Source organism: Streptomyces lanatus (assembly GCF_014655715.1).
GTDB lineage: Bacteria > Actinomycetota > Actinomycetes > Streptomycetales > Streptomycetaceae > Streptomyces > Streptomyces lanatus.
On the sequence record NZ_BNBM01000013.1, the window covers coordinates 1 to 25,200 of the forward strand.

General features: G+C 70.4%; 22 protein-coding genes and 3 pseudogenes. 10 read left to right on the forward strand and 15 right to left on the reverse strand.

Features of this window, described 5'->3' with window-relative positions; translation table 11 throughout:
* The coding region (locus IE325_RS29360) for a ricin-type beta-trefoil lectin domain protein (protein WP_190073110.1) at positions 1-539 on the forward strand (539 nt) is incomplete at its 5' end.
* A 332-nt stretch (positions 540-871) separates the two neighbouring features.
* Here the strand turns inward: IE325_RS29360 and IE325_RS29365 are convergent.
* The 12 genes from IE325_RS29365 to IE325_RS29420 form a co-directional block, all read right to left on the reverse strand.
* The gene (locus tag IE325_RS29365) at positions 872-1,594 is read right to left on the reverse strand and encodes a FadR/GntR family transcriptional regulator (protein WP_190073111.1); all 723 of its coding nucleotides are present in this window, start codon (positions 1,592-1,594) and stop codon (positions 872-874) included.
* Positions 1,557-2,597, reverse strand: a complete 1,041-nt coding sequence (locus tag IE325_RS29370) for an aldo/keto reductase (protein ID WP_190073112.1) — start codon at positions 2,595-2,597, stop codon at positions 1,557-1,559. Before IE325_RS29370 ends, IE325_RS29365 begins: the two co-directional genes overlap by 38 nt.
* Positions 2,598-2,632: 35 nt before the next feature.
* On the reverse strand, positions 2,633-3,670 hold the full coding sequence (locus IE325_RS29375; RefSeq protein ID WP_190073113.1) for a sugar kinase: 1,038 nt from the start codon (positions 3,668-3,670) through the stop codon (positions 2,633-2,635).
* Positions 3,667-4,299, reverse strand: a complete 633-nt coding sequence (gene eda, locus IE325_RS29380) for a bifunctional 4-hydroxy-2-oxoglutarate aldolase/2-dehydro-3-deoxy-phosphogluconate aldolase (RefSeq protein ID WP_373315238.1) — start codon at positions 4,297-4,299, stop codon at positions 3,667-3,669. The genes IE325_RS29375 and eda overlap by 4 nt, the downstream gene beginning before the upstream one ends.
* Positions 4,296-5,057 (reverse strand): SDR family oxidoreductase, encoded by a 762-nt coding sequence (locus IE325_RS29385; protein WP_190073115.1) that lies wholly within the window; start codon positions 5,055-5,057, stop codon positions 4,296-4,298. Before IE325_RS29385 ends, eda begins: the two co-directional genes overlap by 4 nt.
* Complete coding sequence (locus IE325_RS29390) at positions 5,054-6,097, reverse strand: zinc-dependent alcohol dehydrogenase (RefSeq protein ID WP_190073116.1); 1,044 nt, start codon at positions 6,095-6,097, stop codon at positions 5,054-5,056. The genes IE325_RS29385 and IE325_RS29390 overlap by 4 nt, the downstream gene beginning before the upstream one ends.
* The gene (locus IE325_RS29395; protein WP_190073117.1) at positions 6,094-6,531 is read right to left on the reverse strand and encodes an RbsD/FucU domain-containing protein; all 438 of its coding nucleotides are present in this window, start codon (positions 6,529-6,531) and stop codon (positions 6,094-6,096) included. Before IE325_RS29395 ends, IE325_RS29390 begins: the two co-directional genes overlap by 4 nt.
* Complete coding sequence (locus tag IE325_RS29400) at positions 6,522-7,424, reverse strand: amidohydrolase family protein (RefSeq protein WP_190073118.1); 903 nt, start codon at positions 7,422-7,424, stop codon at positions 6,522-6,524. The genes IE325_RS29395 and IE325_RS29400 overlap by 10 nt, the downstream gene beginning before the upstream one ends.
* Positions 7,417-8,742, reverse strand: coding sequence for an L-fuconate dehydratase (locus IE325_RS29405; RefSeq protein WP_190073119.1), 1,326 nt, complete (start codon positions 8,740-8,742; stop codon positions 7,417-7,419). The genes IE325_RS29400 and IE325_RS29405 overlap by 8 nt, the downstream gene beginning before the upstream one ends.
* A gap of 95 nt (positions 8,743-8,837) precedes the next feature.
* The gene (locus tag IE325_RS29410) at positions 8,838-9,881 is read right to left on the reverse strand and encodes an ABC transporter permease (protein ID WP_190073120.1); all 1,044 of its coding nucleotides are present in this window, start codon (positions 9,879-9,881) and stop codon (positions 8,838-8,840) included.
* The gene (locus IE325_RS29415) at positions 9,874-11,439 is read right to left on the reverse strand and encodes a sugar ABC transporter ATP-binding protein (protein WP_190073121.1); all 1,566 of its coding nucleotides are present in this window, start codon (positions 11,437-11,439) and stop codon (positions 9,874-9,876) included. The genes IE325_RS29410 and IE325_RS29415 overlap by 8 nt, the downstream gene beginning before the upstream one ends.
* Before the next feature lie 47 nt (positions 11,440-11,486).
* Positions 11,487-12,551, reverse strand: a complete 1,065-nt coding sequence (locus tag IE325_RS29420; RefSeq protein WP_190073122.1) for a sugar ABC transporter substrate-binding protein — start codon at positions 12,549-12,551, stop codon at positions 11,487-11,489.
* 716 nt (positions 12,552-13,267) lie between these two features.
* Here IE325_RS29420 and IE325_RS46280 point away from each other — a divergent pair.
* From IE325_RS46280 to IE325_RS29435, 5 genes and pseudogenes are all read left to right on the forward strand, one after another.
* Positions 13,268-13,564, forward strand: coding sequence for a PAS domain-containing protein (locus IE325_RS46280; protein WP_229912125.1), 297 nt, complete (start codon positions 13,268-13,270; stop codon positions 13,562-13,564).
* Positions 13,565-13,709: 145 nt separating this feature from the next.
* A pseudogene (locus IE325_RS46285) lies at positions 13,710-13,895 on the forward strand (hypothetical protein); the annotation flags it as partial.
* Positions 13,896-13,997: 102 nt separating this feature from the next.
* Positions 13,998-14,550, forward strand: a pseudogene (locus IE325_RS47245) (PP2C family protein-serine/threonine phosphatase); the annotation flags it as partial.
* A gap of 401 nt (positions 14,551-14,951) precedes the next feature.
* Positions 14,952-17,003 (forward strand): family 43 glycosylhydrolase, encoded by a 2,052-nt coding sequence (locus IE325_RS29430; protein WP_190073123.1) that lies wholly within the window; start codon positions 14,952-14,954, stop codon positions 17,001-17,003.
* 162 nt (positions 17,004-17,165) lie between these two features.
* Entirely contained in the window at positions 17,166-20,039 is a 2,874-nt protein-coding gene (locus IE325_RS29435) for a glycosyl hydrolase family 95 catalytic domain-containing protein (RefSeq protein WP_190073124.1), read from the forward strand.
* A 498-nt stretch (positions 20,040-20,537) separates the two neighbouring features.
* Here IE325_RS29435 and IE325_RS29440 read toward each other — a convergent pair whose 3' ends face one another.
* On the reverse strand, positions 20,538-21,353 hold the full coding sequence (locus IE325_RS29440; RefSeq protein ID WP_190073125.1) for a helix-turn-helix transcriptional regulator: 816 nt from the start codon (positions 21,351-21,353) through the stop codon (positions 20,538-20,540).
* Positions 21,354-21,424: 71 nt separating this feature from the next.
* Between IE325_RS29440 and IE325_RS29445 the strand changes: the two genes are divergently transcribed.
* On the forward strand, positions 21,425-22,141 hold the full coding sequence (locus IE325_RS29445) for an SDR family oxidoreductase (RefSeq protein ID WP_190073126.1): 717 nt from the start codon (positions 21,425-21,427) through the stop codon (positions 22,139-22,141).
* Between the two features lie 11 nt (positions 22,142-22,152).
* Here the strand turns inward: IE325_RS29445 and IE325_RS29450 are convergent.
* Positions 22,153-22,558, reverse strand: a pseudogene (locus IE325_RS29450) (transposase family protein); the annotation flags it as partial.
* Positions 22,559-22,730: 172 nt separating this feature from the next.
* Positions 22,731-23,696, reverse strand: a complete 966-nt coding sequence (locus IE325_RS29455; protein WP_190073127.1) for a pirin family protein — start codon at positions 23,694-23,696, stop codon at positions 22,731-22,733.
* A gap of 113 nt (positions 23,697-23,809) precedes the next feature.
* Between IE325_RS29455 and IE325_RS29460 the strand changes: the two genes are divergently transcribed.
* From IE325_RS29460 to IE325_RS29470, 3 genes are read left to right on the forward strand one after another with little or no spacing between them, the layout of a single operon-like run.
* The gene (locus IE325_RS29460) at positions 23,810-24,286 is read left to right on the forward strand and encodes a MarR family winged helix-turn-helix transcriptional regulator (protein WP_190073128.1); all 477 of its coding nucleotides are present in this window, start codon (positions 23,810-23,812) and stop codon (positions 24,284-24,286) included.
* A complete protein-coding gene (locus IE325_RS29465; RefSeq protein WP_190073129.1) occupies positions 24,283-24,762 on the forward strand; it encodes a winged helix DNA-binding protein in 480 nt (159 codons plus the stop codon). Before IE325_RS29460 ends, IE325_RS29465 begins: the two co-directional genes overlap by 4 nt.
* Positions 24,763-24,811: 49 nt before the next feature.
* A complete protein-coding gene (locus IE325_RS29470) occupies positions 24,812-25,153 on the forward strand; it encodes a tetratricopeptide repeat protein (RefSeq protein WP_190073130.1) in 342 nt (113 codons plus the stop codon).
* Positions 25,154-25,200: the final 47 nt, after the last annotated feature.

A 25,200-nucleotide genomic window follows, 5' to 3' on the forward strand; every position in this document is an offset into this window, starting at 1 on the left:
TCGCATTCGTCGACATGAGCAGCCTGACCACGGCCGACCTGGCCGACCCCCTGCATCCCAACGACGCCGGCTACCAGAAGATGGCCGACGCCTTCCACCGCGGTGTCCAGTCCGCCGACAGCGCCGGGTGGCTGAAGAACCCCGCCCCCGCCCCCGCCCGCGTGCAGTCCGGCATCGCCGGCAAGTGCATGGACGTCAACGGCGCCAACACCGCCGACGGGACCGCCGTCCAGACATGGAGCTGCGGCGACAGCGCCAACCAGTACTGGTCCGCCTACACCGACGGCACCCTGCGCTCCCTGGGCAAGTGCCTCGACACCGCCGGCGGGGCCACCGCCAACGGCACCAAGATACAGACCTGGACCTGCCACGGCGGCTCCAACCAGGTCTGGCAGCCCTACAACGGCGGCTACCGCAACCCCGCCTCCGGCCGCTGCCTCGACCTACCGGGCTCCTCCACGACCGACGGCACACAGCTCGTGCTGTGGGACTGCAACGGCGGCTCCAACCAGAAGTGGACCACTCTGACCACCGGATGACCCCCGCTCCCGTGGCCTGAGCCCGGCTCGTGCCACGGGCTGAACGACGCGTGGGACGGCAGGCGTCAGACTGCCCAAGCCATCCGCACGGTCGTCGAGGGTGTGTGCGCGGCGGGCGAGGACCGGCCGCTGCCGCTGGTCCGCTCCGCGTGGGCGGGCAACCGGCGTCACGGAGCAAACCCGCTGTCGAGCTCCGCACTCATGGGCGCGGTGAGGGTTCGCCGGAGCTCGGGGATGCCTGGGTGCCGTGGTGCACAACCTGGTCATGCTCTTCGCCGGCCTGCTGCACGCCCACCGACGCCGACGTCCTCCGCACGGGCGGCGCCCGCCCGTCACTTCCGCACTGATGTCCCGAAAAGCGGGGGCTCGCCCGATCGCAGGTGTTCCCTCAGCCACTGCTCGGTGTTGCTCACGTGCAGCAGTGCGGCAGCCTGGCTGAGGGCGGCGTCGCGAGTGGACAGGGCGTTGAAGATCGCCTCGTGCTCTGCGAGGGTGCGGCCCGCGGCCTTGTCGTCGACCAGACCGCGCCAGATGCGGGCGCGCAGGGTCCGGCCGGAGATCCCTTCGAGGAGGGTGAGGAGGCTCTCGTTGCCCGTGGCCGAGACGACGGCCCGGTGGAAGGCGGCGTCGTGGGCGTTGAGCAGTTCCACGTCGTCGCGGGCCTCGCGCATGGCGTCCAGGTGTCGCTTGACCTCGGCCAGTTGGGCGTCGGAGATCCGAGTGGCGGCCAGCGCCGTGGCGACCGGTTCGAGGAGTCGCCGTACCTCCATGAGGTCCTGCAGGGCGGCCGAGTCGCCCTGGAGCAGCTCCACCGCGCCACCGAGCCCCTCCAGGAGCAGGCTCGGCTGGAGGCTGGTCACATAGGTGCCGTCGCCTCGCCGGACTTCCAGGACCCGCGCGACGGCCAGTGCCTTGACCGCTTCCCGGGCGAGGTTGCGCGACAGGCCCAGCTGGGCCGCCAGGTCCGGCTCCGGCGGCAGCTTCGAGCCCGGCGGCAGGGCACCGGTCCGGATCAGCTCACGGATCTGCTCGATGGCCTTGTCCGTCAGAGACACCGCGACTCCCTCCCCCACCGTGCCCCGCAAGCACATCCGACCTGATCAGCCCCTGGGCGCGGAGATCTTGCCAGAGACCGTCAGGTACGCACTGATCTTGGAGTTTCGCGTTCCGTACGACCTGTTCCGGGGTCCGCATGCCGAGGGTGACGTTGATGATACTTGGATGCGTCCACGGGAAGGCGATCGCGGCGGCGGGCAGGGTGGTCCCGTGCGCCTCGCAGACCTGGGCGATCGCCCGGGCACGGGCGATCAGGTCCGGCGGGGCGTTCTGGTAGTCGTACTTCATGCCCTCGGCGGGCCGGTCGAGGGAGAGCAGTCCCGAGTTGAACACGCCTGCCGCCACCACGCTCTTGCCGAGTTCGCGTGCGGCGGGCAGGACGTCGTCCAGGGCCGACTGGTCGAGGAGCGTGTAGCGCCCGGCGAGCATCACCACGTCGGCGGCCGTCTCGCGCAGGAAGCGGGCGAGCATGGCCGACTGGTTCATGCCGGCGCCGATCGCGCCGATCACGCCCTGGTCGCGCAACTCCGCGAGCGTGGGCATGGCCTCCTCGGCCGCCTGCCGCCAGTGGTCGTCAGGATCATGCAGATAGACGATGTCCAGCCGGTCCAGGCCGGTGCGCTCCAGGCTGTCCTCGATGGAGCGGAGCACGCCGTCGCGGCTGAAGTCCCACTGTCGTCGCAGGTCGTCCCGTACGACGAAGCCCTCGGTGTCGACGCCGCGCGGCTGCTCGTTGGGCACCAGCAGCCTGCCCACCTTGGAGGAGATGACGTACTCGTCACGCGGTCGGCCGCGCAGGGCGGCGCCCAGACGGCGTTCGGAGAGGCCGAGGCCGTAGTGCGGCGCGGTGTCGAAATACCGGATGCCGGCTTCCCAGGCCGCGTCGACGGCGGCTGTCGCGTCCTCCACCGGCGTGACCTGGTAGAGGTTGCCGATCACGGACGCCCCGAAGCCGAGCTCGGTGAGGGAGACGGACCTGTTGTGGATCTTCCGCTGCTGCACGACGTGCTCCTGGGCTGTGGACGATGGGGCGCCGGTCAGCGTCTGACGTGGGCCGAGCCGCCCGCGATCAGTGCCTCGACCTCGGCGAGCGTGGCCATGGAGACGTCTCCGGGCGTGGTCATGGTGAGCGCGCCGTGGGCGGTGCCGTAAGCGAGGGCGCGCTCCAGGCCGGTGCCGCCGAGCAGTCCGTGGATGAGGCCGGCGGCGAATGCGTCGCCGGAGCCGATGCGGTCCAGGACGTGCAGGCCGGGCATACGGGGGCTGGTGACGAAGCCGGTTTCGGCGGACCAGGCGGCCGAGGACCAATCGTTGACGCCGGCCGAGGGCACCTCGCGCAGAGCCGTCGCCCATACCCTCACCTCGGGCAGGAGGGCGGCGACGGAGGCGAGGGCGTCGGGCACCTCGTCGGCACTGACTCGCACGCCGCCCGGACACGGCCCGGCCAGGCCCAGCGCGCCCACCACGACGTCGGCGTGCCGGGCGAGGCGCAGGTCGACCTCGCGGGCGGCGTCGGCGCCGCCCCGGCCGGCCCACAGGCTGGGTCGGTAGTTGGGGTCGTAGGAGACGGTGACCCCGTGACGGCGGGCCGCCGCCATGGCCTCGTCCGCGACGTCCACGGTGGTGTCCGACAGCCCCGCGAAAATGCCGCCGGTGTGGAACCAGCGCACCCCGGCAGTGAACACGGCGTCCCAGTCGACGTCCCCTTTGCGCAGCTGGGACACGGCGGTGTGCGCGCGGTCGCTGACGCCCAGCGCACCACGGATGCCGTAGCCGCGTTCGACGAAGTTCAGGCCGTTGCGGGCGGCGCGGCCGATGCCGTCGTCGGGCATCCAGCGGATCAGCGAGGTGTCGACGCCGCCCTGGAGGATCAGGTCCTCGACGAGCCGGCCCACCGCGTTGTCGGCGAGCGCGGTCACGACCGCCGTCCGCAGACCGAAGCAGCGCCGCAGCCCGCGTACGACGTTGTACTCGCCGCCGCCCTCCCACACCTGGAAGGTGCGGGCGGTGCGGATGCGTCCCTCGCCCGGGTCGAAGCGGAGCATCACCTCACCCAGGGCCACCACGTCGGTCACGTCATGCTCCTCTCCACCGCGTCGGCGGTCAGCCGACGGATCTCGTCGTAGTCGCCGCGCTCCAGGTGGTCGGCGGTGGCCATCCAGCTGCCGCCGACGGCGAGGACCGCCGGGTGGGCGAGATAGGCGGCCAGGTGGGAGGCGTCGATCCCGCCGGTCGGCACGAAGCGCACCCCGGGGAAGGGCGCCGCGAGCGCTCGCAGCGTCGGCACACCGCCGAGCGGCTCGGCGGGGAAGAGCTTCACGGTGGCGAGGCCCGCCTTCAGCGCGCGCATCAGCTCGGTGGCGGTGGCGATGCCGGGCACCACGGGCACCCCGAGCTCGCGGCATTTGGCGACGACCTCCTCCTCGAAGCCGGGCGAAACCACGAAGCGGGCCCCGGCCGCCACGGCCCGCTCCGCCTGCTCGGGCGTGAGGACCGTGCCGGCGCCGACGGCCAGGCCACCGTGGGCGGCCATCTCATTGAGCACCTGCTCGGCGTCCGGTGTGCGGAAGGTGACCTCGGCGCACCGGGCGCCCCCGCCGGCGAGCGCGTCGGCCAGCGGGCGGGCGGTCGAGAGGCGCCGCACCGTCAGTACCGGCAGCACGCGGGCTCCGGCCAGTGCGGAGGCCAGGTCCGTACCGGTCACCGGCCCAGCCATCCGCCGTCGACGGGCAGGACGACTCCGTGGACGTAGGCGGCGGCGTCGGAGGCGAGAAACACCGTGGCGCCCGCCAGGTCGTCGGCGTCGCCCCAGCGTCCGGCCGGTATGCGGTCCAGGATCGCCTTGCTGCGTACCGGGTCGTCCCGCAGCGCCTGGGTGTTGTCGGTGGCGATGTAGCCGGGGGCGATGGCGTTGACGTTCACCCCGCGTGGGGCCCACTCGTTGGCCAGCGCCTTGGTCAGGCCGGCGATGCCGTGCTTGGCGGCCGTGTAGCCCGGGACAGTGATGCCGCCCTGGAAACTGAGCAGTGACGCCGTGAAGATGACCTTCCCCCGGCCGCGGGCCACCATCGCCGCGCCGACCGCCCGGGTCAGCGCGAACTGGGCGTTGAGGTTGACCTGGAGCACCAGCTCCCAGTCCGCGTCGCCGTGTTCGGCGGCCGGGGCACGGCGGATCGTGCCCGCGTTGTTGACCAGGATGTCCACCGGCCGTTCGCGCCCGGCGAGTTCGGCCCCCAGCGCCCGTACGGCCTCGGCATCGGCGAAGTCGGTCCGGATCGCCTCGAACGTGCGGCCGGCGGCCAGCACGTCCTTCTCCACCGCGCTGCCGGACTCCTCCAACGAGGCGCTGACTCCGATGACGTCCGCGCCGGCTTCGGCGAGGGCGCGGGCCATGGCCCGGCCGATGCCGCGACGGGCACCGGTGACGACGGCCAGCTTGCCGGTGAGGTCGAAGGCGGTCATACGGTGGCTCCCTGGGTGTCGTCGGTGCAGTCCACGAGGATCTTCATCACGTCACCGCCGCCCTCCAGGGCCTCGAAGGCGGCGGGTGCCTGCGTGAGCGGCACGACCTTGCTGATCAGCCGGTCGGCCGGGATCGTGCCGTCGGCGACCAGGGCGACCGCCTTCTCGAAGTCGGAGCGGTCGTACAAACGAGCGCCCACCAAGGTCAGTTCGCGCCAGAAGAAGCGGTGCAGGTTGACCTCACGGGGCCGGGGGTGGATGGCCACCAGGCACAACCGTCCGCGCACGCCGAGGACTTCGACCGCCGTGTCCACGCCGCCCGCCGCGCCGGACACCTCGAAGGCGACGTCCGCGCCCGCGTCCCCGGTCCACTGCCCCACCAGCGCGGGCACGTCCTCGTCCGCCGGGTTCCACGTCGCCATCCCCAACTCCTCGGCGAGCGACCGGCGGTGGGGGTTCAGCTCCACCACCCGGACGTCGGCGCCCGCGGCCCGCGCGACCAGCGCGATGAGGATGCCGACCGGGCCACCGCCGACCACGACGACGTTCTCCCCCGCCGCGACCCCGGCCCGGCCCACGTCGTGCACGGCGACCGCGGTCGGTTCGACGAGCGCGGCCCGGTCCAGGGGAAGGGAGTCGGGCAGCCGGACCAGTGTCGAGGCGGGCACGGTCCAGCGCTGCTGCATCGCGCCCGGGGAGTCGATGCCGATGAAGTCCAGGTGCTGGCAGACGTGTTGATGCCCGGAGCGGCAGGCCGGGCAGGTGTCGTCCCAGCGCAGCGGCATCACGGTCACCGCGTCGCCGGCCTGCCACCCCTCCACGTCGGGACCGACGCGTACGACGCGGCCGGACATCTCGTGTCCCAGAACGGCGGGTGTGGCGACCCGGGCGTCCATGTCACCGTGGAAGATGTGCAGGTCGGTGCCGCAGATGCCGACGAAGGCGGGGGCCAGTTCCACCTCGCCGGGACCGGGAGCTGAGTGCGAGGCGGGAGCCGTGTCCAGGGTGCGGGCGGATGTGTAACGGACGGCCAGTGTCATCGTGTCGTCAGGGTCCCTTCAGCGCGGACGCCGATGGTCAGCAGCAGGTTGGCGTAGGTACGGGTGTCGGCGGTGACGATGGCGAGGGCCAGGTCGGGTGAGCGGGCGGCGTCGTAGAACTCGAAGCGCCCCAGCGTGTCGACCGGGAGGGGCGCGAGCATCGAGCGGTACTCGGCGATGGCCGGCGGCTCCGGTTCGTCCTCGGGCGGCACCATCACCTGGGCCGCCTCGACGGGCAGGGCGCGCAGCAGGACGTCGAGGACGGTGGTGACGTCCAGCAGGCCGGGGGCCAGGTTGAGGTGGACGGTCCTGGCGCGCTCGCCGGTGGCGGTGCTCGCGGGGTAGTGACCGTCGGCGAGCAGGACTCGGGCGCCGTGGCCGGCTCCGGCCAGGGATTCGAGGATGCCGGGGTGGAGCAGTTCCGTCAGGAGCATGCTGTCCCCTCCTTCGTGGGGGCGGGGGTCAGGCGGTAGAAGGTGGTCGCGGTGCCGGCGAGCACGGCGTGGATCTCGGAGTCGGAGCAGCCGTCCAGGAGTTCCTCGACGGTGGCGGCCCAGCGGTTCCAGCCGCCGGCGAGGACGCAGACCGGCCAGTCGGAGCCGAACATCAGCCGGTCGGGGCCGAAGGCGGAGAGCAGGGCGTCCCATACCGGGCGGATGTCGTCAACCGTCCACTTCTCGTGGTCGGCCTCGGTGACGAGACCCGAGACCTTGCAGCGGACCTGGGAGTGCCGGGCCAGCGTGCGCAACTGCTGTGCCCAGTCGGTCAGTTCCCGCCGCGCGATGGGGGGCTTGCCCGCGTGGTCCAGGACGAGCGGCAGCTCGGGGAGCCGTTCCGCGAGGCGGATCGCCTGCGGGAGCTGGTGGCTGCGGACCAGCACGTCGTATCCCAGCCCGCGCTCCCCGACCGCCCGCAACCCGCGCTCGACGTCGGGTCGTTGGAGCCAGTGCGGGTCCGACTCGCCCTGCACGACGTGTCGTACGGCCCGCAGGTAGCGGCCTGGGGGCCCGGTCCTCAGGTCGTCGAGCACGTCGCCGATCGCGGGGGACGTCAGGTCCGCCCAGCCGACGACGGCGCCGATCAGCGGGTCGCTGCCGGCCAGGGCTAGGAGGTCGCGGGTCTCGGGCAGGGAGGCGATGCACTGGACGACGACCGTGCGCGTCAGCGGGCGACCGGCGATCGTCCGGGTGGCCGCCGAGCGCAGGTCGTGCGCACCGAAGCTGCGGCGGATCGGCTCGTGGCCCGGCTCGTCCAGCCAGGGCTGCGGCCTCACATGCAGGTCCCACACGTGGTGGTGGGCGTCGACGAGCCCCTGGGCATCAGACACGGGAGGTCCAGACGGGGCCGTCGGGGTAGGCGTACTCCTTGAGGGACTCGGCGTGCATCTGCGCGCTCAGGCCCGGCAGCGTCGGCGCCAGGTAGTGGCCGTCGACGATGCGCACCGGGTCGACGAAGTGCTCGTGCAGATGGTCGACGTACTCGATGACCCGGTCCTCGGTCGTGCCGGAGACGGCGACGTAGTCGAACATCGACAGGTGCTGGACCATCTCGCACAGGCCGACCCCGCCGGCGTGCGGGCAGACCGGCACCGCGAACTTGGCGGCGAGCAGCAGGATCGCGATGTTCTCGTTGATGCCGCCGACCCGGGCGGAGTCGATCTGCACGATGTCGACCGCGCCGGCCTGGAGGAGCTGCTTGAAGACGACCCGGTTGGCGATGTGCTCGCCGGTGGCGACCTTGATGGGACTGACCGCCTTGCGGACGGTGGCGTGGCCGAGGATGTCGTCGGGGGAAGTGGGTTCCTCGATCCAGTACGGCTTGTATTGGGCCAGGGTGCTCATCCAGTCGATCGCCGCCTGGATGTCCCATCTCTGGTTGGCGTCCACGGCGATGCGGATGCCGTCGCCGACCGTCGCGCGGGCGGTGCGCATGCGCCGTACGTCGTCCTCCAGGTCCGCGCCGACCTTCAGCTTGATCTGGGTGAAGCCGTCGGCGACGGCCTCGCGGGCCAGGCGGGCCAGCTTCTCGTCGGAGTAGCCGAGCCAGCCGGGGGTGGTGGTGTAGGCGGGGTAGCCCCGCTCGAGCAGGCGGCTGATGCGGTGCTCGCGGCCGGGCTCGGCGTGGCGCAGGATCTCCAGGGCTTCCTCGGGGGTGAGGGCGTCGGACAGCCAGCGGAAGTCGACCTGTGCGACCAGTTCCTCGGGCGACATCTCCCCGAGAAAGCGCCACACGGGCTTCCCGGCCCGCTTGGCCGCCAGGTCCCAGGCGGCGTTGACGACGGCGCCGGTGGCCATGTGGATGGCGCCCTTCTCCGGTCCCAGCCAGCGCAGTTGGGGGTCGTGCACGAGGGAGCGGGAGAACGCGCCCAGGTCGGCGCAGACCTCCTCGACGGACAGGCCGACCACGTGCGGGGCCAGGGCCGCGATGGCGGCGGCCTGTACGTCGTTGCCGCGGCCGGTGGTGAAGGCCAGAGCGTGGCCTTCCAGTCCGTCGCCCGCGTCGGTGCGCAGGACGACGTAGGCGGCGGAGTAGTCGGGTTCGGGGTTCATGGCGTCCGAGCCGTCGAGGTGTTCGGAGGTGGGGAACCGCACGTCCAGGACGTCCAGGGCGGTGATGCGGGCGGATGAGGGCACAGTGGAGGTCATGGCGGCAACTCCTGTGAGGGGCAAGGAGGGATCGGCCCCCTTGCGGCGAGACGTGAACGCGGCCGAGGTCGGGCGGTCGGGGACGGCCGCCCGGGTCACTCCTGGACCTTGCCGCCGGTGATACGGGAGATGGCGAGGGCGACCAGGATGATCAGGCCGTTGAGGGCGCCGATCCACTGGGCGGGGACGCCGCCGAGTGTGAGCACGTTCTGGATCATGAACAGCAGCAGGATGCCGCAGAAGGCGCCGAACATGGTGCCCTTGCCGCCGTTGAGGCTGATGCCGCCGATGACGGCGGCAGCGAAGACGGTGAAGATGTAGCCGTTGCCCTGCGCGGAGGCGACGGAGGCCAGGCGTCCGGAGAGCATCAGTCCGGCGAGCGCGGCGAGCACGCTGCCGGTGACGATGACGATCCACAGCACCCGGTCGGTGCGGATACCGGCCGCCTTCGCCGCGTCGACGTTGCCGCCGATGGCGTACAGCGAGCGGCCGAAGCTGGTCCAGCCGAGCACCACGATGGCGACGGCGAACAGCACCAGGCAGATCCAGATCGACGCGGGCATCCCGAACCACTCGGCGGTGCCCAGGTAGAGCATCGACTCCGGCAGCTGGAAGAACGTCTGGCCGCCGGAGATGCCGGTGAGGACGCCGCGCAGCACGATGAGCATGCCGAGGGTGACGATGAAGCCGTTGAGCCCGAACCGGATGATCAGCAGGGCGTTGACCACGCCGACGAGCGCGCCCACGGCGAGGGTGACGGGGACGGCCCACGCGCCGGAAAGCAGTCCGAGTCCGTGGCCCGCGCCGACCGGCACCACCAGCCAGGCCGCGACGCCGGGTGCGAGGCCCATGGTGGACTCCAGCGACAGGTCCATCTTCTTGACGATCAGGACCATCGTCTGGGCGAGGACCAGCAGGGCTATCTCGGCCATGGTCTGCAGGACATTGATCAGGTTGTCCGCCTGCAGGAAGACCGGGTTGATGATCTGTCCGACGACGGCGATGACCACGATGGCCGGGACGAGCGCGAGGTCGCGCAGGCGGGCCAGGGGTATCCGGCCGCCGAGCAGCGCGGTCCGCTTGGGCCCTGCCTCTTCCGTCTTATGGGCGGGTGTGTCCGCGAGGGCGGTTTCAGGCATCGAGGTCCACTCCTTCCATCGCGGCCACGAGGTCATGGTCGTGCCAGCCGCGGGCGATCTCCGATGTCACACGGCCCTGGAACATCACCAGGACCCGGTCGCACATGCGCAGGTCGTCGAGTTCGTCGGAGGCGATGAGCACTCCGGTACCGGTCCGCGCGGTTTCCTCGACCTTGTCGAGGAGGAACTCCTTGGAGCGCACGTCCACGCCCGCGGTCGGGTTGATCAGGACCAAGAGCTTCGGGTCGTCGGCGAGGGCACGGGCCATGACGACCTTCTGCTGGTTGCCTCCGGACAGGGCGGAGACGGGCAGGTCGGGTCCGGGAGTCTTGATGGCCAGGTTCTCGATCAGGCCCTGGGCGAGGAGATCCCGTCGGCTGCGGCTCAGGAACCCGCTGCGGCCCAGCCGCCCCGGCACCGACAGGGTGGCGTTGTCGGCGATCGACATGTCGGGGACGAAGCCCTGGTGGTGCCGGTCCTGGGGGACGAATCCGGCGCCGGCGGCGAGCGCGGCGGGCACGCTGCCGGGCCGGGGCCGGTTGCCGGCGATCTCCACGTCGCCCGCCGTTGCCGCCCGTAGTCCTACGACGGTCTCGGCGACCTCCGTGCGCCCGCTGCCGGCGGCGCCCGCGAGGCCGACGATCTCCCCGGCACCCACCTGGAAGCTGACATCGCCGTAGGTGGCGCCACTGTCCAGCGCGCGCACGGAGAGCGCGGGCGTGACGGTGGTGGCGAGGGAACTCGACCGCTCCTGCAGCCGGTCGGCCGCCGCCTCGCCGGTCATCGCCGCGACCAGTTCGGTGCGGGGCAGTTCCGCGACCGGGGCGGTCACGATGTGCCGGGCGTCCCGGAACACCGTCACCATGTCGCAGATCTCGTAGACCTCCTGGAGGTGGTGGCTGATGAACAGGAAGGTCACCCCCTGGCGCTGCAGGTCGCGGATCCGGTCGAAGAGGCGGTTGATGGCCGCCCCGTCGAGCTGGGCGGTCGGCTCGTCGAGGATGATGAACCGGGCGCCGAAGGACAGCGCCCGGGCGATCTCCACGAACTGCCGCTGCTCCACGCTCAGATCACCGGCCGGGCTCTGCGGATCCACGTCCACCGACCACGTCGACAGCAACTCCTGTGCCCGCCGGCGCACACCCTGCCAGCTGATCAGCCGGCCGCGGCCGCGGCCGTGCCGGTTCAGGAAGAGGTTCTCGGCCACGGTCAGCGTGGGGATGATCGTCGACTTCTGGTAGACGCAGGCCACACGCTCTCGCCAGGCGTCGCGGTCGGCGAGTCGTGGTGCGGGGCTGCCGCCGAAGGTCACCGTTCCCTCGTCGGCGGCCTGGAGGCCGGTGAGGACGGACACCAGGGTCGACTTGCCGGCGCCGTTGCGGCCGACGAGCGCGTGGGTCTCACCGGGCCTGATGGTGATCCGGGCGCCGTTCAGGGCCACCGTCGGACCGAATCGCTTGACTATGCCCGCCGCCTCGACGACGGGCAGGCCCGAGGGGACCCGTCCGTTGTCCGCCGGGACGGGCGCGGGGGTGGCCGTTCGCTCCCCGTCGCTCATCTCAACCGCCTTGTGCTGGATAGCCGTTGGGTTCTGAAGAAGGGATGTCAGCCGAGGTTGTTGCCCCACAGCGACTTGTCGTCGCTCTTGATGCTGGGCACGCCGCCGTAGGTGCCGCCGTCGGCGGTGACGAGCGGGGCGGAGAGCTGGTCCTCGAGCAGTCCGTCGCGGACCTTGATGATCGTGCTGTCATGGTCCGTCTTGCCGGGCTTGAACGTCTTCCCGTCGATCGCGGCCTTCAGGTAGTACAGGGCGTACTTGGCGTAGAGGTCAGCCGGCTGCGAGACCGTGGCGTCGATCTTCCCCTCGGCTATGGACCTCAGCTCCTCGGGGATGCCGTCGTTGGACACGACGAAGACGTGCTTCTTGTCCTTCGGGTCCACCAACAGCCCCTTCTGCTTCAGGACTTGCAGCGTGCCGGACAGGGCGAAGCTGGACTGCATGTAGACGCCCTTGATGTCCGGGTGCTGGGTCAGCCGCGTCTGGAGCTTCTGCGCGGCGACCGCGCCGTCCCAGTTGGTGGCCTCACCGAACACCTTGATGTCCGGGTAGTTCTTCTTCATGCAGTCGCTGAACGCCTCGGTGCGGTCACGGCCGTTGATGGAGTCCAGGCCGCCCTGAAGCATGACGACCTTGCCCTTGCCGCCGAGCTTGGTCCCGAGGTACTGGCAGGCCTTCTCACCGTAGGCGCGGTTGTCGGCGCGTACGACCATGAACACCTTGCCCGTGTCGGGGCGGGTGTCCACGGTGACGACCGGGATCTTCTTCGCCTCCATCTGCGCCAGGGTCGGGGCGATGGCGGCGGTGTCCTGCGGTGCCATCGCGAGGCCCTTGACGCCCTGACTGATGAAGGTCTGCGCGTTGGCGGTGAGCTTGGCGACGTCGTTCTGCGAGTTGGTGGTCTTCAGGTCCAGCCCCAGCTCCTTGGCGTACTGGGGCGTGTACTTGATGTACGAGTTCCAGAAGTCGGTGTCGGAGCGCGGATAGTCGACGCCGACCAGCGGCACGCCATTCGATGACCCCGTGGTGGTGGAGCCGCTGCCGCAGGCACTGAGCAGCGCCAGAGCTGACAGGGTGGAGACGACGGAACAGAGGGCGGTTCTGAGTCTCATCGGTGCTTCCTCACGCCGGTCCCGTAGCGGGAGTTGCTTCGCCTCGACGACATCTGCGTATCGCCGCGCAGCAGAGATGGGATGTTTATAGGCCCGATCTCGAGGCGCTGTCCAGCCCTCTGTCGACTTTGCAGTGAAGTCCCAGCTCGTCTCGCGCGGCAAGGTCAAGGGTGGACAAGATCCATCCCATCAATCATCGCTATCGAGCAGGATCAATCAGCCATGAGGCCCAAGAGGCATGCCATGCCCGCTCGGTCCGGAGGAGGCGGAGGCGGCATCCGGCGTCATCGCATCCACATGCCGCGCTTGATGCAAGCAAGTTGATCTCCTGACACTCCCTTGCGTTGGCTCAAGCGTCGAAGCGCTTCCTAGCACTTGCCGGCAACGGACCGTCCACGCACCGGGGGCGGTGGTCTCGCCCCTGACGGGCGGCGCGCCACCCGTTCGCGGGCGAGTCGGCCCCCGCCCTTCGAGACCCGCCGACCCCAACCAGCTCCCCGTGAGGCACAGCAAATGGAGGCGGCCCGCATCGGCGGACGCACTGCGGACGCTGCTGCGAGAGGACGCGCAGGCCCCGGCCTCGGTCGCTCTGGCACCCGGCCCCCGATCGCGCCAGTCGGAGCGCCGTGGAGCGGGGGCCGATCCAGGCTGGACGCAGCCGCTGGAAACCAGCACTGACGGACCCGGCGGTCCGGACGGAGGCGTGGCGGGTGGAGATGGCCGACAAGCAGGACGCGCCCACTGCCGTTGTCGTGGTGGACCCGGACGGCACAGTGAGCGGCTGGAGCGAGGGGGGCCGGCTGCTGCTGGGCTGGACGGCGGAGGACACGGTCGGGCGCCCCGTGACGGATCTGCTGGTCGATCACGCGCCGCCCGGCTTCCCCGAGGGCTACGGCACCGGCCCCGACCCCACGGGCTTCATCCTCCTGCGCCACCGGGACGGCTCCACGGTGGACGCCGTAGTGACGGCTCACCCGCTGTTCGGCCCCGACAGGCGGGCCCTGGGCACGTGATGACCGTCCAGCGTTGGGGACGCCGCCCGGTGGTCGCCGACCGGGCCTTCGAGCAGTCTCCCTTCGCTCCGGGCGTCTACGACCCTGAGCTGCGGTTCCTGTCAACGCCTCCTCTGGCCGGGTGATCGCGCACTCCGAGGAGCAAGTGCTCGGTGAGAAGTACCGCGAGGTGCTTCCTGAATTCGACCGCACGCTGTTTCCCGAAAGGGACGACAAGCCCTGCACCGACGCGCTGGCCGAGGTGGCGAGGACGGGCGAGGCCACACGTCTCATCACCGTCTTCCGCCCTCGCGGCAGCAACTGCGCCAATGCCTGGGCCACCAGCTTCTGGCCCGTCCGGGATGCCGAGGGCAGGGTCCGCGCGATCGCCAACTGGGGATTCGACATGAGCGCCGAGTACTGGGCTCGGCAACGCCTGCTCCAGCCGACCGGCGAAACCGGGGCCACCTGCCTGTACGCCGTCTACGACCCGGTCTCCCGGCGCCTGACGCCGGCGAGAGCCGGGCCATCCCCTGCCGCTGATCATCTCCCCGGACGGCACCAGTACCCCGGTACCCGCCCAGCCGGGACCGCCGCTCGGCATCGGTGGTCTGCCGTTCGAGGCCACCGAGCTCGAACTGCCCGAGGGCAGCCTGCTCGCCCTCTACACCGACGGACTGCTGAAAAGCCGCGAGCGCGACGCCGACCAGCGGACCGCCGAACTGCAGCGCGCCCTGGACCCCTCGGCCACCTCACTGGAGGCCCTGTGCGACACGGTGATGAACGCGATGCTCCCCGACCGGCGCACCGACGACGCGGCCCTGCTGCTCGTTCGCACTCATGCGCTGGATCCCCACCACGTCGCCGACTGGGACGTCGAGCCACCGATCAGGCTCCGGCTGATCCGCGACACCTCCCTGATCGACAGCGAATTTCCTGGCGCGCGGCACACCAGCAACGGCAAGACGATCTGGTGCGCGCAGACCCTCCCCGCCTCTGGGCCGTAATGAGATCTCAGCCCACGGAGCGGCACCGGCCGAACGGCAAGGCACGGCAACGGCACTGCTCGTCCGTACGGGAGCCCGCCGCCTGGCGAGGGCCGGCACCACATACGAGGCCGGCGACGACCGAAGAAGATCCGTCAGGTGACGTCATACCGGCCTCCGTTGCCTGGGGTGTCGTCGCGCTTGACGAGCCGGACGATGTGTGTGCTGTAGGACAGGCGGTGTTCCCAGCGTCCTCGACCCGTCCCGTGTGAACTACACGGCCTTGACCTTACGAAGAATCGCTTTCCATCCCATGTTTCGACGCGATGCCTACCCACTACACGCCAATTGCATTACGTTTCCGTTCTTGAAGCCGCCCAAACATGTGATGACTGGCGGGTTTCTAGACAAGGAACGGGATCGTGGACATCACCAGAAGACAGCTCGGGCAGCTCGCCGCGGTCGGCGCCGGGGCGCTCGTGTTGCCCGGCATGCTGCCACCGAGCCGGGCGGCGGCGGCCGTTCCTCCGGCCGGTGCGTGGGGCGATCAGGGCGACGGCACCTACCTCAATCCGATCATCCCGGCCGACCTCAGCGACTGGGACTGCATCCGGGTCGGTGGCGACTACTACGGAATCACCAGTACGTTCGGGTACTCGCCCGGCATGGCCGTCCTGCACTCGAAGGACCTGGTCAACTGGCGGACGCTCGGCGGCGCGGTCGACGATGTCACCCGTATCGGACCGGCGCTGAACTGGGACCGGATGAACCGCTACGGGCGTGGCGTGTGGGCCGGGGCCATCCGCCACCATGCGGGGCGGTACCGGGTGTACTTCAACACGCCCGACGAGGGCTTCTTCATGACGTCGGCCCCGTCGCCGACCGGACCCTGGGAGCCGTTGCACGCGCTGTGGCGGACCTCCGGCTGGAACGACGTGTGCCCGTTCTGGGACGACGACGGCCAGGGCTACCTGGTCACCACGAACTACGCGGACAGCTACAAAATACATTTGTTCAAGCTGTCCGCGGACGGGAAGTCACTGGTCGGCCCGTCCACGGTCATCCACCAGTCGTCACGCAGCGAGGCCAACAAGCTGTACAAGATCGACGGTGTCTACTACCACCTGTTCAGTGAGGTGAAGTCCGAGGGCCGGGTGCTCATGATGAACCGTGGCTCCAGCCTCCACGGCCCGTTCGAGACCAGGCAGTTGCTGCACGTCAACACCTCGGTGGACCGCGAGCCCAACCAGGGCGGGCTGGTGCAGACTCCGGGCGGGGCCTGGTACTTCGTGACCCATCACGGCCACGGCGGCTGGGAGGGGCGTGTGCTGTCCCTGCTGCCGGTGACCTGGGTGGACGGCTGGCCGATCCTCGGTGAGGTGGGCGCGGACGGCATCGGCACCATGGTGTGGACCGGCCAGACCCCCGCCGGCGGCACGCCCGGCATGCCGGTGGACGCGCTGCCTCCCGTGGTGACCAGCGACCTGTTCACCGACACCCGGCTCAAGCCGCAGTGGGAGTGGCACTACCAGCCACGCGCGGACCACTGGTCGCTGACCGAACGCCCCGGCTACCTGCGGTTGAAGGCCTTCACACCGCTGGCGGCCGACAACCTGACCAAGGCCGGGAACACCCTCACCCAACGCGTGCTGCGCACGGCGGGCGGCGCGACGGTGACCGTCCGCCTCGAACTGGCCGGCCTCACCGACGGCCAGCACGCCGGACTGTGCCACTACGCGGCCACCTACGCCGGGCTGGGCGTGCGGCGCTCCGGGACCACCACCACGATCGCCCACAACGAGGGCGGCACCCTGACCTTCGGGCCGGAGATCATCCAGAACGCGGTGTGGCTGCGCACCTCCTGGGACGTCAACGGGGTCAGCCGGTTCTCCTACAGCCTCGACGGGAGCACGTTCACCCCGTTCGGCGGCACTTACCAGCTCACCTGGGGCGGCTACCGCGGTGACCGGCTCGGCCTCTACACCTACAACCCCAACGGCACCGGCCACGTCGACGTCGACTCGGTGCATTACACCATCGCACCCACCAGGACCCACACATGCGTCAGCGTGCGCAGCGGCAAGGTCGTTGACGTCTTCCGCGCGTCGAACGCGGACGGCGCTGCCGTGATCCAGTGGCCCGACAACGGCAAACCGAACCAGCAGTGGGCCTTCCAGTCCACGGGGGACGGCCACCACACCATCACCTGCGTCGGCAGCGGCAAGGTGCTCGACGTGGCGGGGTCCTCGACGGCGGACGGCACGGCGGTCGTGCAGGCGACCGCCGACGGCCGGACGAGCCAGCAGTGGCAGCTGCGCCCGCAGACCGGGGGCGAGTTCGTCCTGGTCAACCGCAACAGCGGCAAGGTGCTCGATGTCAAGGCAGGCAGCACCGCCGACGGCGCCGCGCTGATCCAGTACCGCGACGTCGGCAGCTCCAACCAGCGATGGACCTTCCGCCGCGTCACCGGTTAGGTGACGCCGACCACGGCCTCGTTCGACGCCTTCACCAGCTCCTGTTGCTCTTACTGCCCCCGCCGCGTCTCCCCCTGATCCCCGCCACCGCTCGCAGGCCCTCTGCCGCCCGGATTCCGCACCCCTTCAGCAGAAAGAGGACTTTTCACAGTGGACCACTCCATGGATCGCAGGCGCTTCCTGACCACCGCCGCACTGGCCGCGGGAGCAACTGCCCTCCCCGGCGGCCTCCTCCCGGGGGAGGCCGCGGCCGCCGTACCGCCGCAGATCACGGTTCCCGACCGCGGCATCTACGACACCTCCCCCGCCTCCTCCTGGACCGACGGCTTCCTCACCGGCAACGGCGAGTACGGAGCCATCATCCACGGAGCGGCCACGCTGGAGAAGGTGGTCTTCAACTACCACCGACTGGTGCTGCCGAACGGCACGCGCACCGTGAAGCCGCCCGTGATATCCGGGCGTCTGGAGGGCGTACGCGACAAGGCACTCGCCGGGGACTACTCCGGCGCCAACGCAGACTTCGCCTCCGGGTGGTCACTGCGCTGGACGCAGACGTACCACCCCGCGTACGAACTGCGCATCGACACCCCGGGCATGACCACGGTCAACGACTACGGCCGGGTCAATGACTTCCGCACCGGCGAGGTCAGCTCCAGCTGGACCGACCAGTACGGCACCTGGACCCGCAGAGCCTTCGTCTCCCGCGCCGACAACGTGATCGTCCACGAGCTGATCCCCGCCCCCGGCCGCACGGTCGACACCACGCTGAGCGTCAACACCGCGCTCGACGGGCTGCCCACCAGCCTGAGCTTCGCCACCCGCGCCACCGTCAGCAACGGCAACGGCTACCTGAACCTGCGCGGCACCTACCCCTCCGGGAGAGGCGCCTTCGGCTATGAGGGCGTCACCCGGGTCGTCGCCTCCGGCCCGGGCGCCTCCGTCAGCGTCAGCGGCTCCACCCTCGTGGTGGCCAGGGCGACCAGAGTGGTCCTTCTGACCAAGCTGGACCGCTACGAGACCTCCACCGCGTGGGACTCCGAGCCGCTGCACGCCGAGTTGGCCGCGCTCGGCGCCGACTACGCGGCGCTGCGCTCCGCGCACACCGCCATCCACAGCGGGCTGTACGACCGCTCCCACCTCGACCTGGGAGTCTCCGACACCGACCGCAAGCTCTCGGTCAGCGAGCTGATAGCCCGCCAGAACGCGGACCGGAGCGCCATAGACCTCGCCCTGCTGGAGCGCCTCTACGACTCCGGCCGCTACCTCTTCATCAGCTCCAGCGGCGTCCTGCCGCCCCGGCTCACCGGCATCTGGACGGGTTCCTGGAACGGTGCCTGGGCCGACGACTTCACCACCGACGCCAACGTCAACCTCCAGGTCGCGGGCGGCAACATCCTCGACACCACCGACGTCATGAAGGGCTACTTCGACCTGGTCCTGGGCCAGCTCGACGACTGGCGCACCAACGCCACCAACCTCTACGGCGCCCGCGGCTTCCTCGCCCCGTCCCGCACCGACGGGGAGTACGGCCACATGCTGCACTTCAACAACGGCTCCTTCCCGGGCCACACCTGGACCGGCGGTGCCGACTGGCTGCTCTACCCGCTGCTGGAGTACTACGAGGTCACCGGCGACACCGACTTCTACCGGAACAAGCTGGCGCCGGCCCTGATGGAACTGGCCCTGTTCTACGAGGACTTCCTCACCCGCACCGACTCGGCCGGCAAGGCGGTCTTCGTGCCGTCCTTCTCCATGGAGAACTCCCCCGGCAACACCGGCGTGTGCCTGTCGATCAACGCCACCGGCGACATCATGGCCGGCAAGCACGCCCTGCGGGCCGCCATCGACGCGGCCGACACCCTCGGTGTGGAACAGGGCAGCGGCCAGGGAGTCGCACGCTGGACCGCACTGCTGCGGAAGATCCCCGACTACCGCGTCAACGGCGACGGCGCGCTCGCCGAATGGTCCTGGCCGACCTTGACCGACCGCTACAACCACCGGCACATCCAGCACCTGTACGGCGCCTGGCCGCTGCACGAGATCAACCCCGAGGAGGAACCCTCGCTCGTCCGACCGGCGCTCAAGGCCCTGGAGAACCGCGGCGACCAGAACATCTCCGCCCACGGCAGCCTGCACCGCGCCCTGGCCGGCGCCCGGCTGAAGGACGGCGGCAAGGTCTACGACAACCTGAAGAAGATCATTGGCAACAACATGGTCTTCAAGTCGCTGATGACCTCCCACAACCCGAACCTCGACATCTTCAACGCCGACGCCGCGCACGCCCTGCCCGGCGTACTCGCCGAGGCACTGATCTACTCCCGCCCCGGCGTCCTGGAGATCCTCCCGGCCCTGCCCGAACAACTGCCCAAGGGCTCCATCACGGGCGTACGGGCACGCGGCCGCATCCGTATCCACACCTTCGGCTGGGACCTGTCCGCACGCACCGCCACCCTGTCCGTCACCTCCGCCGTCAACCAGGACGTCACACTCGTCAGCCGCCGGGGCATGACCGCAGTGACCACGTCGGCGGCCGTCGCCTCCTCCTCACTGGGCACCCACGCGCGTAAGGTCTCGCTGGTCGCCGGGCAGCGCACGGACATCACCGTGTCCCTGCTGAGCGGCTGGTTCCGGCTGGTCAACCGGCGTAGCGGCAAGGTCCTGGACGTCTCCGGCGCAGGCACTGCCGACGGCGGGAAGATCATCCAGTACACATCCTCGGGCGCTGTCAACCAGCAGTGGCGGTTCCTGCCCAACGCCGACGGCTCCTTCCGCCTCGCCGCCCGCCACAGCGGCAGAGTCCTCGACAACCCCGGCGGCTCAGGCCAGAGCGCCCAGCTCATCCAGTGGCAGGACACGGGCGCCGACAACCAGCGGTGGAAGCTCGTCGACGCGGGCAACGGCTACCACCGGCTCGTCAACGTCCGCAATGGCTGGTGCGCGGACGTCGAAGGCGGATCGGCGGCCGACGGCGCCCGCGTCATCCAGTGGCCGGTCGGTACCGGCACCAACCAGCAGTGGCAGCTCGACGCCCTGTGACGGAACGGCGCGGTGCGGCTCCCCAGCCGCACCGCGGCGGGCTGGTGGCAGGGGCGACCGTCGGCGCGAGTGACCTGAACCGCCGCGGCGGCCGGGATGGTGGGCGTCTCCCCACGTCTGCCGCGGCGGCGCGCGGGCCGGGAGGGGCCGGGCTCACCACAGCGGCTGTCTTCCTCCTTCACGCCGGCCCGTCGGGGTCACTCTCCGACGGCATCGCTGGCAGACCGTCTTCGAGGGCCCGCCGAGCTTCTGCGAGCTGTGACTCGGCTTGTTGCAGGGCAGTGATCAGCTTCGGGAGTCCTGTGCCTGCAGCCGGATCGCCATCGGCACCATCGGTGTATGTCTCGAGGGTGCGTGCCAGCCGGAGGAGGGCGTCCCGGGCCGCTCGTTGTTCGTCCGCTTCGAGATGTTCCGAGCATCGAGGTGGGCACAGGCGCGAGTGAACATGTAGTTGCGACGGTCTGTGACCGCTGGAGAGACCTGTCCGCGTTTTTCGTTTCAGGTCGCCTGCCTGGCCAGCCTGTGCAGGGCCCGCACGGCAGGTGATCCGGGGTCGGCTGTGATCAGGACGACTTCCTGGTCATCCTCGGGCACGAGCAGGACGTCGCAGTTCAACCGCAGCGTGCCGGCTTCGGGGTGGTCCAGGGTCTTGGTGCGGTGCCCGGGTGCGTGGACCGGACGTGTCTGCCAGATCTGCCGGAACTCCTCACTGCCGGCGTGCAGTTCGGCCAGCAGGGCGGTCACCTGCGGGTCGTGCGGGTAGCGGTCGGCGGCCCGGCGCAGCCGCGCCACCACGATGTGCCCGAACTCCTCGGCGCTGGAGCTGTCGTACAGCTGTCCCTGGCTCAGGAAGCGGCGCCGGGCCAGGTTCGTTGTCCCGCATGCGAGGTCGCCGCCGAGCAGTGCCTGGGCCAGGGGGTTCCAGGCGACGACGCCGTACGCCGCGTCGGTGACGATGGCAGCGGTCTCCGGCAACCGCTCCAGCATCCGGGCCACGTGCGGGCGTACCCGCCGCACGGCGCTGACGCCGGGCGGCACGCTTGATCCCGCCAGGTGGAACAGGTGGCTGCGCTCGGCCGGCGTGAGTCGCAGGACCTGGGCCAGCGCGTCCAGGATCCGGGGCGATGGCCGCGGCCCCCGGGCCTGCTCCAGCCGCGTGTAGTAGTCGACCGACATGTGGGCGAGTTCCGCCACCTCCTCGCGGCGCAGGCCCGGCGTACGGCGGGCGGTGCCCGTCGTCATCAGTCCGGCCTCGTGCGGACGCAGGCCCGCCCGACGGTCCCGCAGGAAGCGGGCCAGCTCCTGCCGCGCCATGCCACCTCCTCCCACTGCCTGGTACAGACTGTCCCTGGCAGGGCGCCCACCGCCAGGGGACCGTAGTTTCCATGAACGATCGCATAGCTCTGGTCACCGGTGCCAACAAGGGCATCGGCAAGCACATAGCCCGGCTGCTCGCTGCCGAGGGCCTCACCGTGTACGTGGGCGCCCGCGACCTGAGGCGCGGACAGCGGGCCGTTGAGGAGATCGGTGCCGGCGCCCGGCTGCTGGTCCTCGATGTGACGGATCCGGACGGCATCGCACGAGCCGCGGCTCAGGTGGAACGCCTGGACGTGCTGGTCAACAACGCCGGCATCTCACCGTCACTCGCCTCGCCGGCCGTCACCCTCGTCGAGGAATACCGACGCACGTACGAGACCAACGTGCTCGGGGTGGTGGCGGTGACCAACGCCTTCCTGCCCGCCCTGGGCCGGTCCCCGCATCCGCGCATCGTCAACGTCTCCAGTGGCACCGCGTCGCTGACCTGGAGCACAAACCCCAACCCCCAATTCACTCCGGGAAGCGGTGGCGCTGCCGCCTACCGGTCGTCCAAGGCGGCCCTCAACGCCCTCACCGTCTTCTACGCCCAGACGCTGGCCGAGGACGGCTTCAAGGTCAACTCGCTCGCCCCCGGCCTGCGGGCCACCGATCTCAACCCCCGGGCCGCCGCTGCCGGCGGCGACCCGGCCGAGGCAGCGCAGGGTGCCCTCCGCCTGGCCCTGCTGCCGGACGACGGCCCCACCGGTGGCTTCTTCTCCTGGGACGGGACGCCCGTGCCCTGGTGATTGGTGATCAGTCATGGGCGGCGTCGGGGACGGGTGTCCCAGCGGTGGGTCGTCCATGCCTGGCGGATCAGGCTACGTACGGTGATGACGGCGTCGGCGAGGTCGAAGAGGGCGTCGATGACGGTGGCACGGCGCTCGTAGCAGCGGGCGAGGCGGTGGAAGGCGTTCTGCCAGGCATGGGTGCGCTCCACGTGCCACCTCCGACTTGCCTGGATCCAGGTGGACGGTGATGTCGTCGGGTAACGGTCCGAGGTCCTCCAGGCGGTCCAGGGGCGGGGCGAGCAGCGGGGAGTCGTGGCGGTTGGCCCCGACCAGGACACGGCCCAGTGGAATGCCGTAACCGTCCGTCATGCCGGAGCGTTTCAGGCCCTGTTTGCCGCGGTCGACCGGGGAACGCCCGGCCACCTCGCCGCCGCCGGCAAGAGTCCTGCCACAGCTGCCCACAGACAGCCACACCGTGGAATCGCCAACCGCACCGGCCTGAGCCATCCAGCCGTTCGGACGCCTCCCGGCAAACAGATGGAAGACAGTGAGAATTACCCGACCGCCTTCCATCCTGCGGCCACCAACGCTGACACGTTTCCGCAGGTCAGCGCACCCTCCCCCGCGGCTTCAACGGCACCGCCGGCAGTTCCGGAGCAGGCAGCGGGTCACCGTCGTACCCCTTCACCTCCCCGAACCGCCGCCCCGCCATCCAGTCCTCCCGCGCCTGGACGATCTCCTCCTGCGTGCGCCCGATCCAGTTCCAGAACATGACCAGTTCCTCCTCGAACGGCTCACCGCCGAGGAGCATCAGGTCGGCGTCCGACTCGGCGCGCAGCGGGAGTTCGGTGCGGCCGCAGCCGAGGTAGAGCATGGAGCCGGGCAGGACCGGTACGCCGTCCACGTGGGCCTCGCCGGACATGGACAGGACGGCGTACTCGAAGTCCGGTTCCAGCGGGAGGCGTACGTCGGCGCCGTGTGACAGGGCGAGGTCCGCGCCGACGATCGGGGTGTACGTCGTGCCGGGTGACGACGCCCCGTCGATGCCGCCCAGGATCAGCGTGGCCCGCAGCCCCGGCGCCATGACGACCGGCAGTTCGGCGTGGTGTTCGAAGTGCGGGTCGGTATGGCGGTGGGCGTCCGGGAGGGCGACCCACAGCTGGGCGCCGTGCAGCAGGCGGGCGTGCGACTTCGGGCTCTCCTCGGAGTGGCTGATCGCCCGGCCGGAGGTCATCAGGCCCAGCTCGCGCGGGTGGATCGTCTGGAGGCTGCCCGTGGAGTCGCGGTGCAGCACCTCGCCCTCGTGCAGCCAGCTCACCGTCTGCAGGCCCATGTGCGGGTGCGGCGGCACCTGCATGCCGGGCTCGTCGGCGATGTCGTCGGGACCGTAGTGATCGACGAAGCACCAGGCGCCGACCATGCGCCGGCCCAGGTTGGGCAGCAGGCGGCGGACCTCGGTGGATTCGCCGAGCTTGACCCGGCGAGGGCTGAGGAGTTCGCGTACGGGCTCCGCCACGACAAAGCCGCGGCCGCCGCAGACGGCGGGAACCGCCTCGCGATCAAGATTGCTCATGTCGCCCAACCTAGCCCCGCCGGGGCCGCCTCGTCAGTCCGTACCCCGCGGCTGGCTCGATGCGTTCGAGAAATAGTAGCCATGTACATAGTCGCCATGTATGGTATTTCGTCATGAGCAAGGATTCCGAGAACGCCTCCCCCGGGTTCCTCGTATGGCGCCTTTCGACGAAGTGGCGGGTCGCCGTCGACCGAGCCGTCACCCCGCTGGGGCTGACCCACGCGCAGTACGCGCTGCTGGCCTCGCTGTACGGCATGCAGCGCCACGGCGAGCGCCCCAGCCAGCGACGCCTCGCCGACCACACCGGGCTCGAACCGCTGTACGTCTCCAAACTGGCGCGAACCCTGGAGACCGCCGGCCTCATCGAGCGCACCCGGGATCCCCGCGACCCGCGCGCGGTGCAGCTCGCGCTGACCGAGCAGGGGCGTGAGCGGACGAGGCAGGCGATCAAGGTCGTCCAGGGGCTTCTGCAGCAGTTCCTGGAGCCGCTCGGCGGGCTGGACAGCGCGCGCACCCGGGAGTTCACGCGTGATCTGGCGATCCTGCTCGACGTACCCCTCGACCCGTCCGCCGCCAAGGAGCAGTCATGACCACCAGCACGACCACCGGTACTCCCACCCCCACTCCTCCGCTCAATCCCCGCGTCATCGCCCTGGCCCACTACGCCAGCCGTGCGCTTCTGGAGCATGTGCTCTCTCGCCACGACGTGACCTTCCAGCAGTCCGTCACCCTCCGGCTGGCCGCCGTCGCCGAGGGGCCGGTGGAGCGGGAGCGCATCGTCGACGGTGTGACCGGCGCGTTGAAGATTTCGGCGGCGGAAGCGGGCTCCGTCGTCGATGAGCTGGTCGCCGCGGAACTTCTGGCCGCTCGGGGGCCGGCGCAGGTGCGGATCACGGACGCCGGGCGGGAGTTGTACGAGCGGACTTCCGCCGAGACCGCACCGATCACCGCCCGGATCTACGCAGGTATCCCCGCGGACGATCTCGCCGCCGCCGGACGGGTACTGACCCTCATCACCGAGCGGGCCGACGCCGAGTTCGCGGCTCTGGGCGCGCTCCACGAGTAGTGGAATATTGAACCACTCTTCTCCGTTGAGGGCGGCGAAGGAGGTCAGAGTGGAGACGATGTACTACGACCACGGAACACCGGCCGAGCGCTGGGAGCGCGCGCAGCTGTTCTTCGACGCCAAGGACTACGCGGGTGCCGCGCGCGTCCTCGGCAAGCTGGTCGAGGAGGTGCCGGAGCAGACCGGGCCGCGGCTGCTGCTGGCGCGCTCCTACTACCACTCGGCCCAACTGGGGCGCGCGGAGGGCGAGTTGCGCGTCATCGTCGAGCGCGACCCGGTCGAGCAGTACGCCCGGCTGATGCTGGGCCGCACCCTGCAGCGGCAGGGACGGCACGAGGAGGCCGAGCCGCACATGCGCCTCGCCTCGGCGCTGGCGGGCGACTTCGAGTAGCCGTGAAGCATGCTTGGGGCCCGGTTCCCCCCGGAACCGGGCCCCAA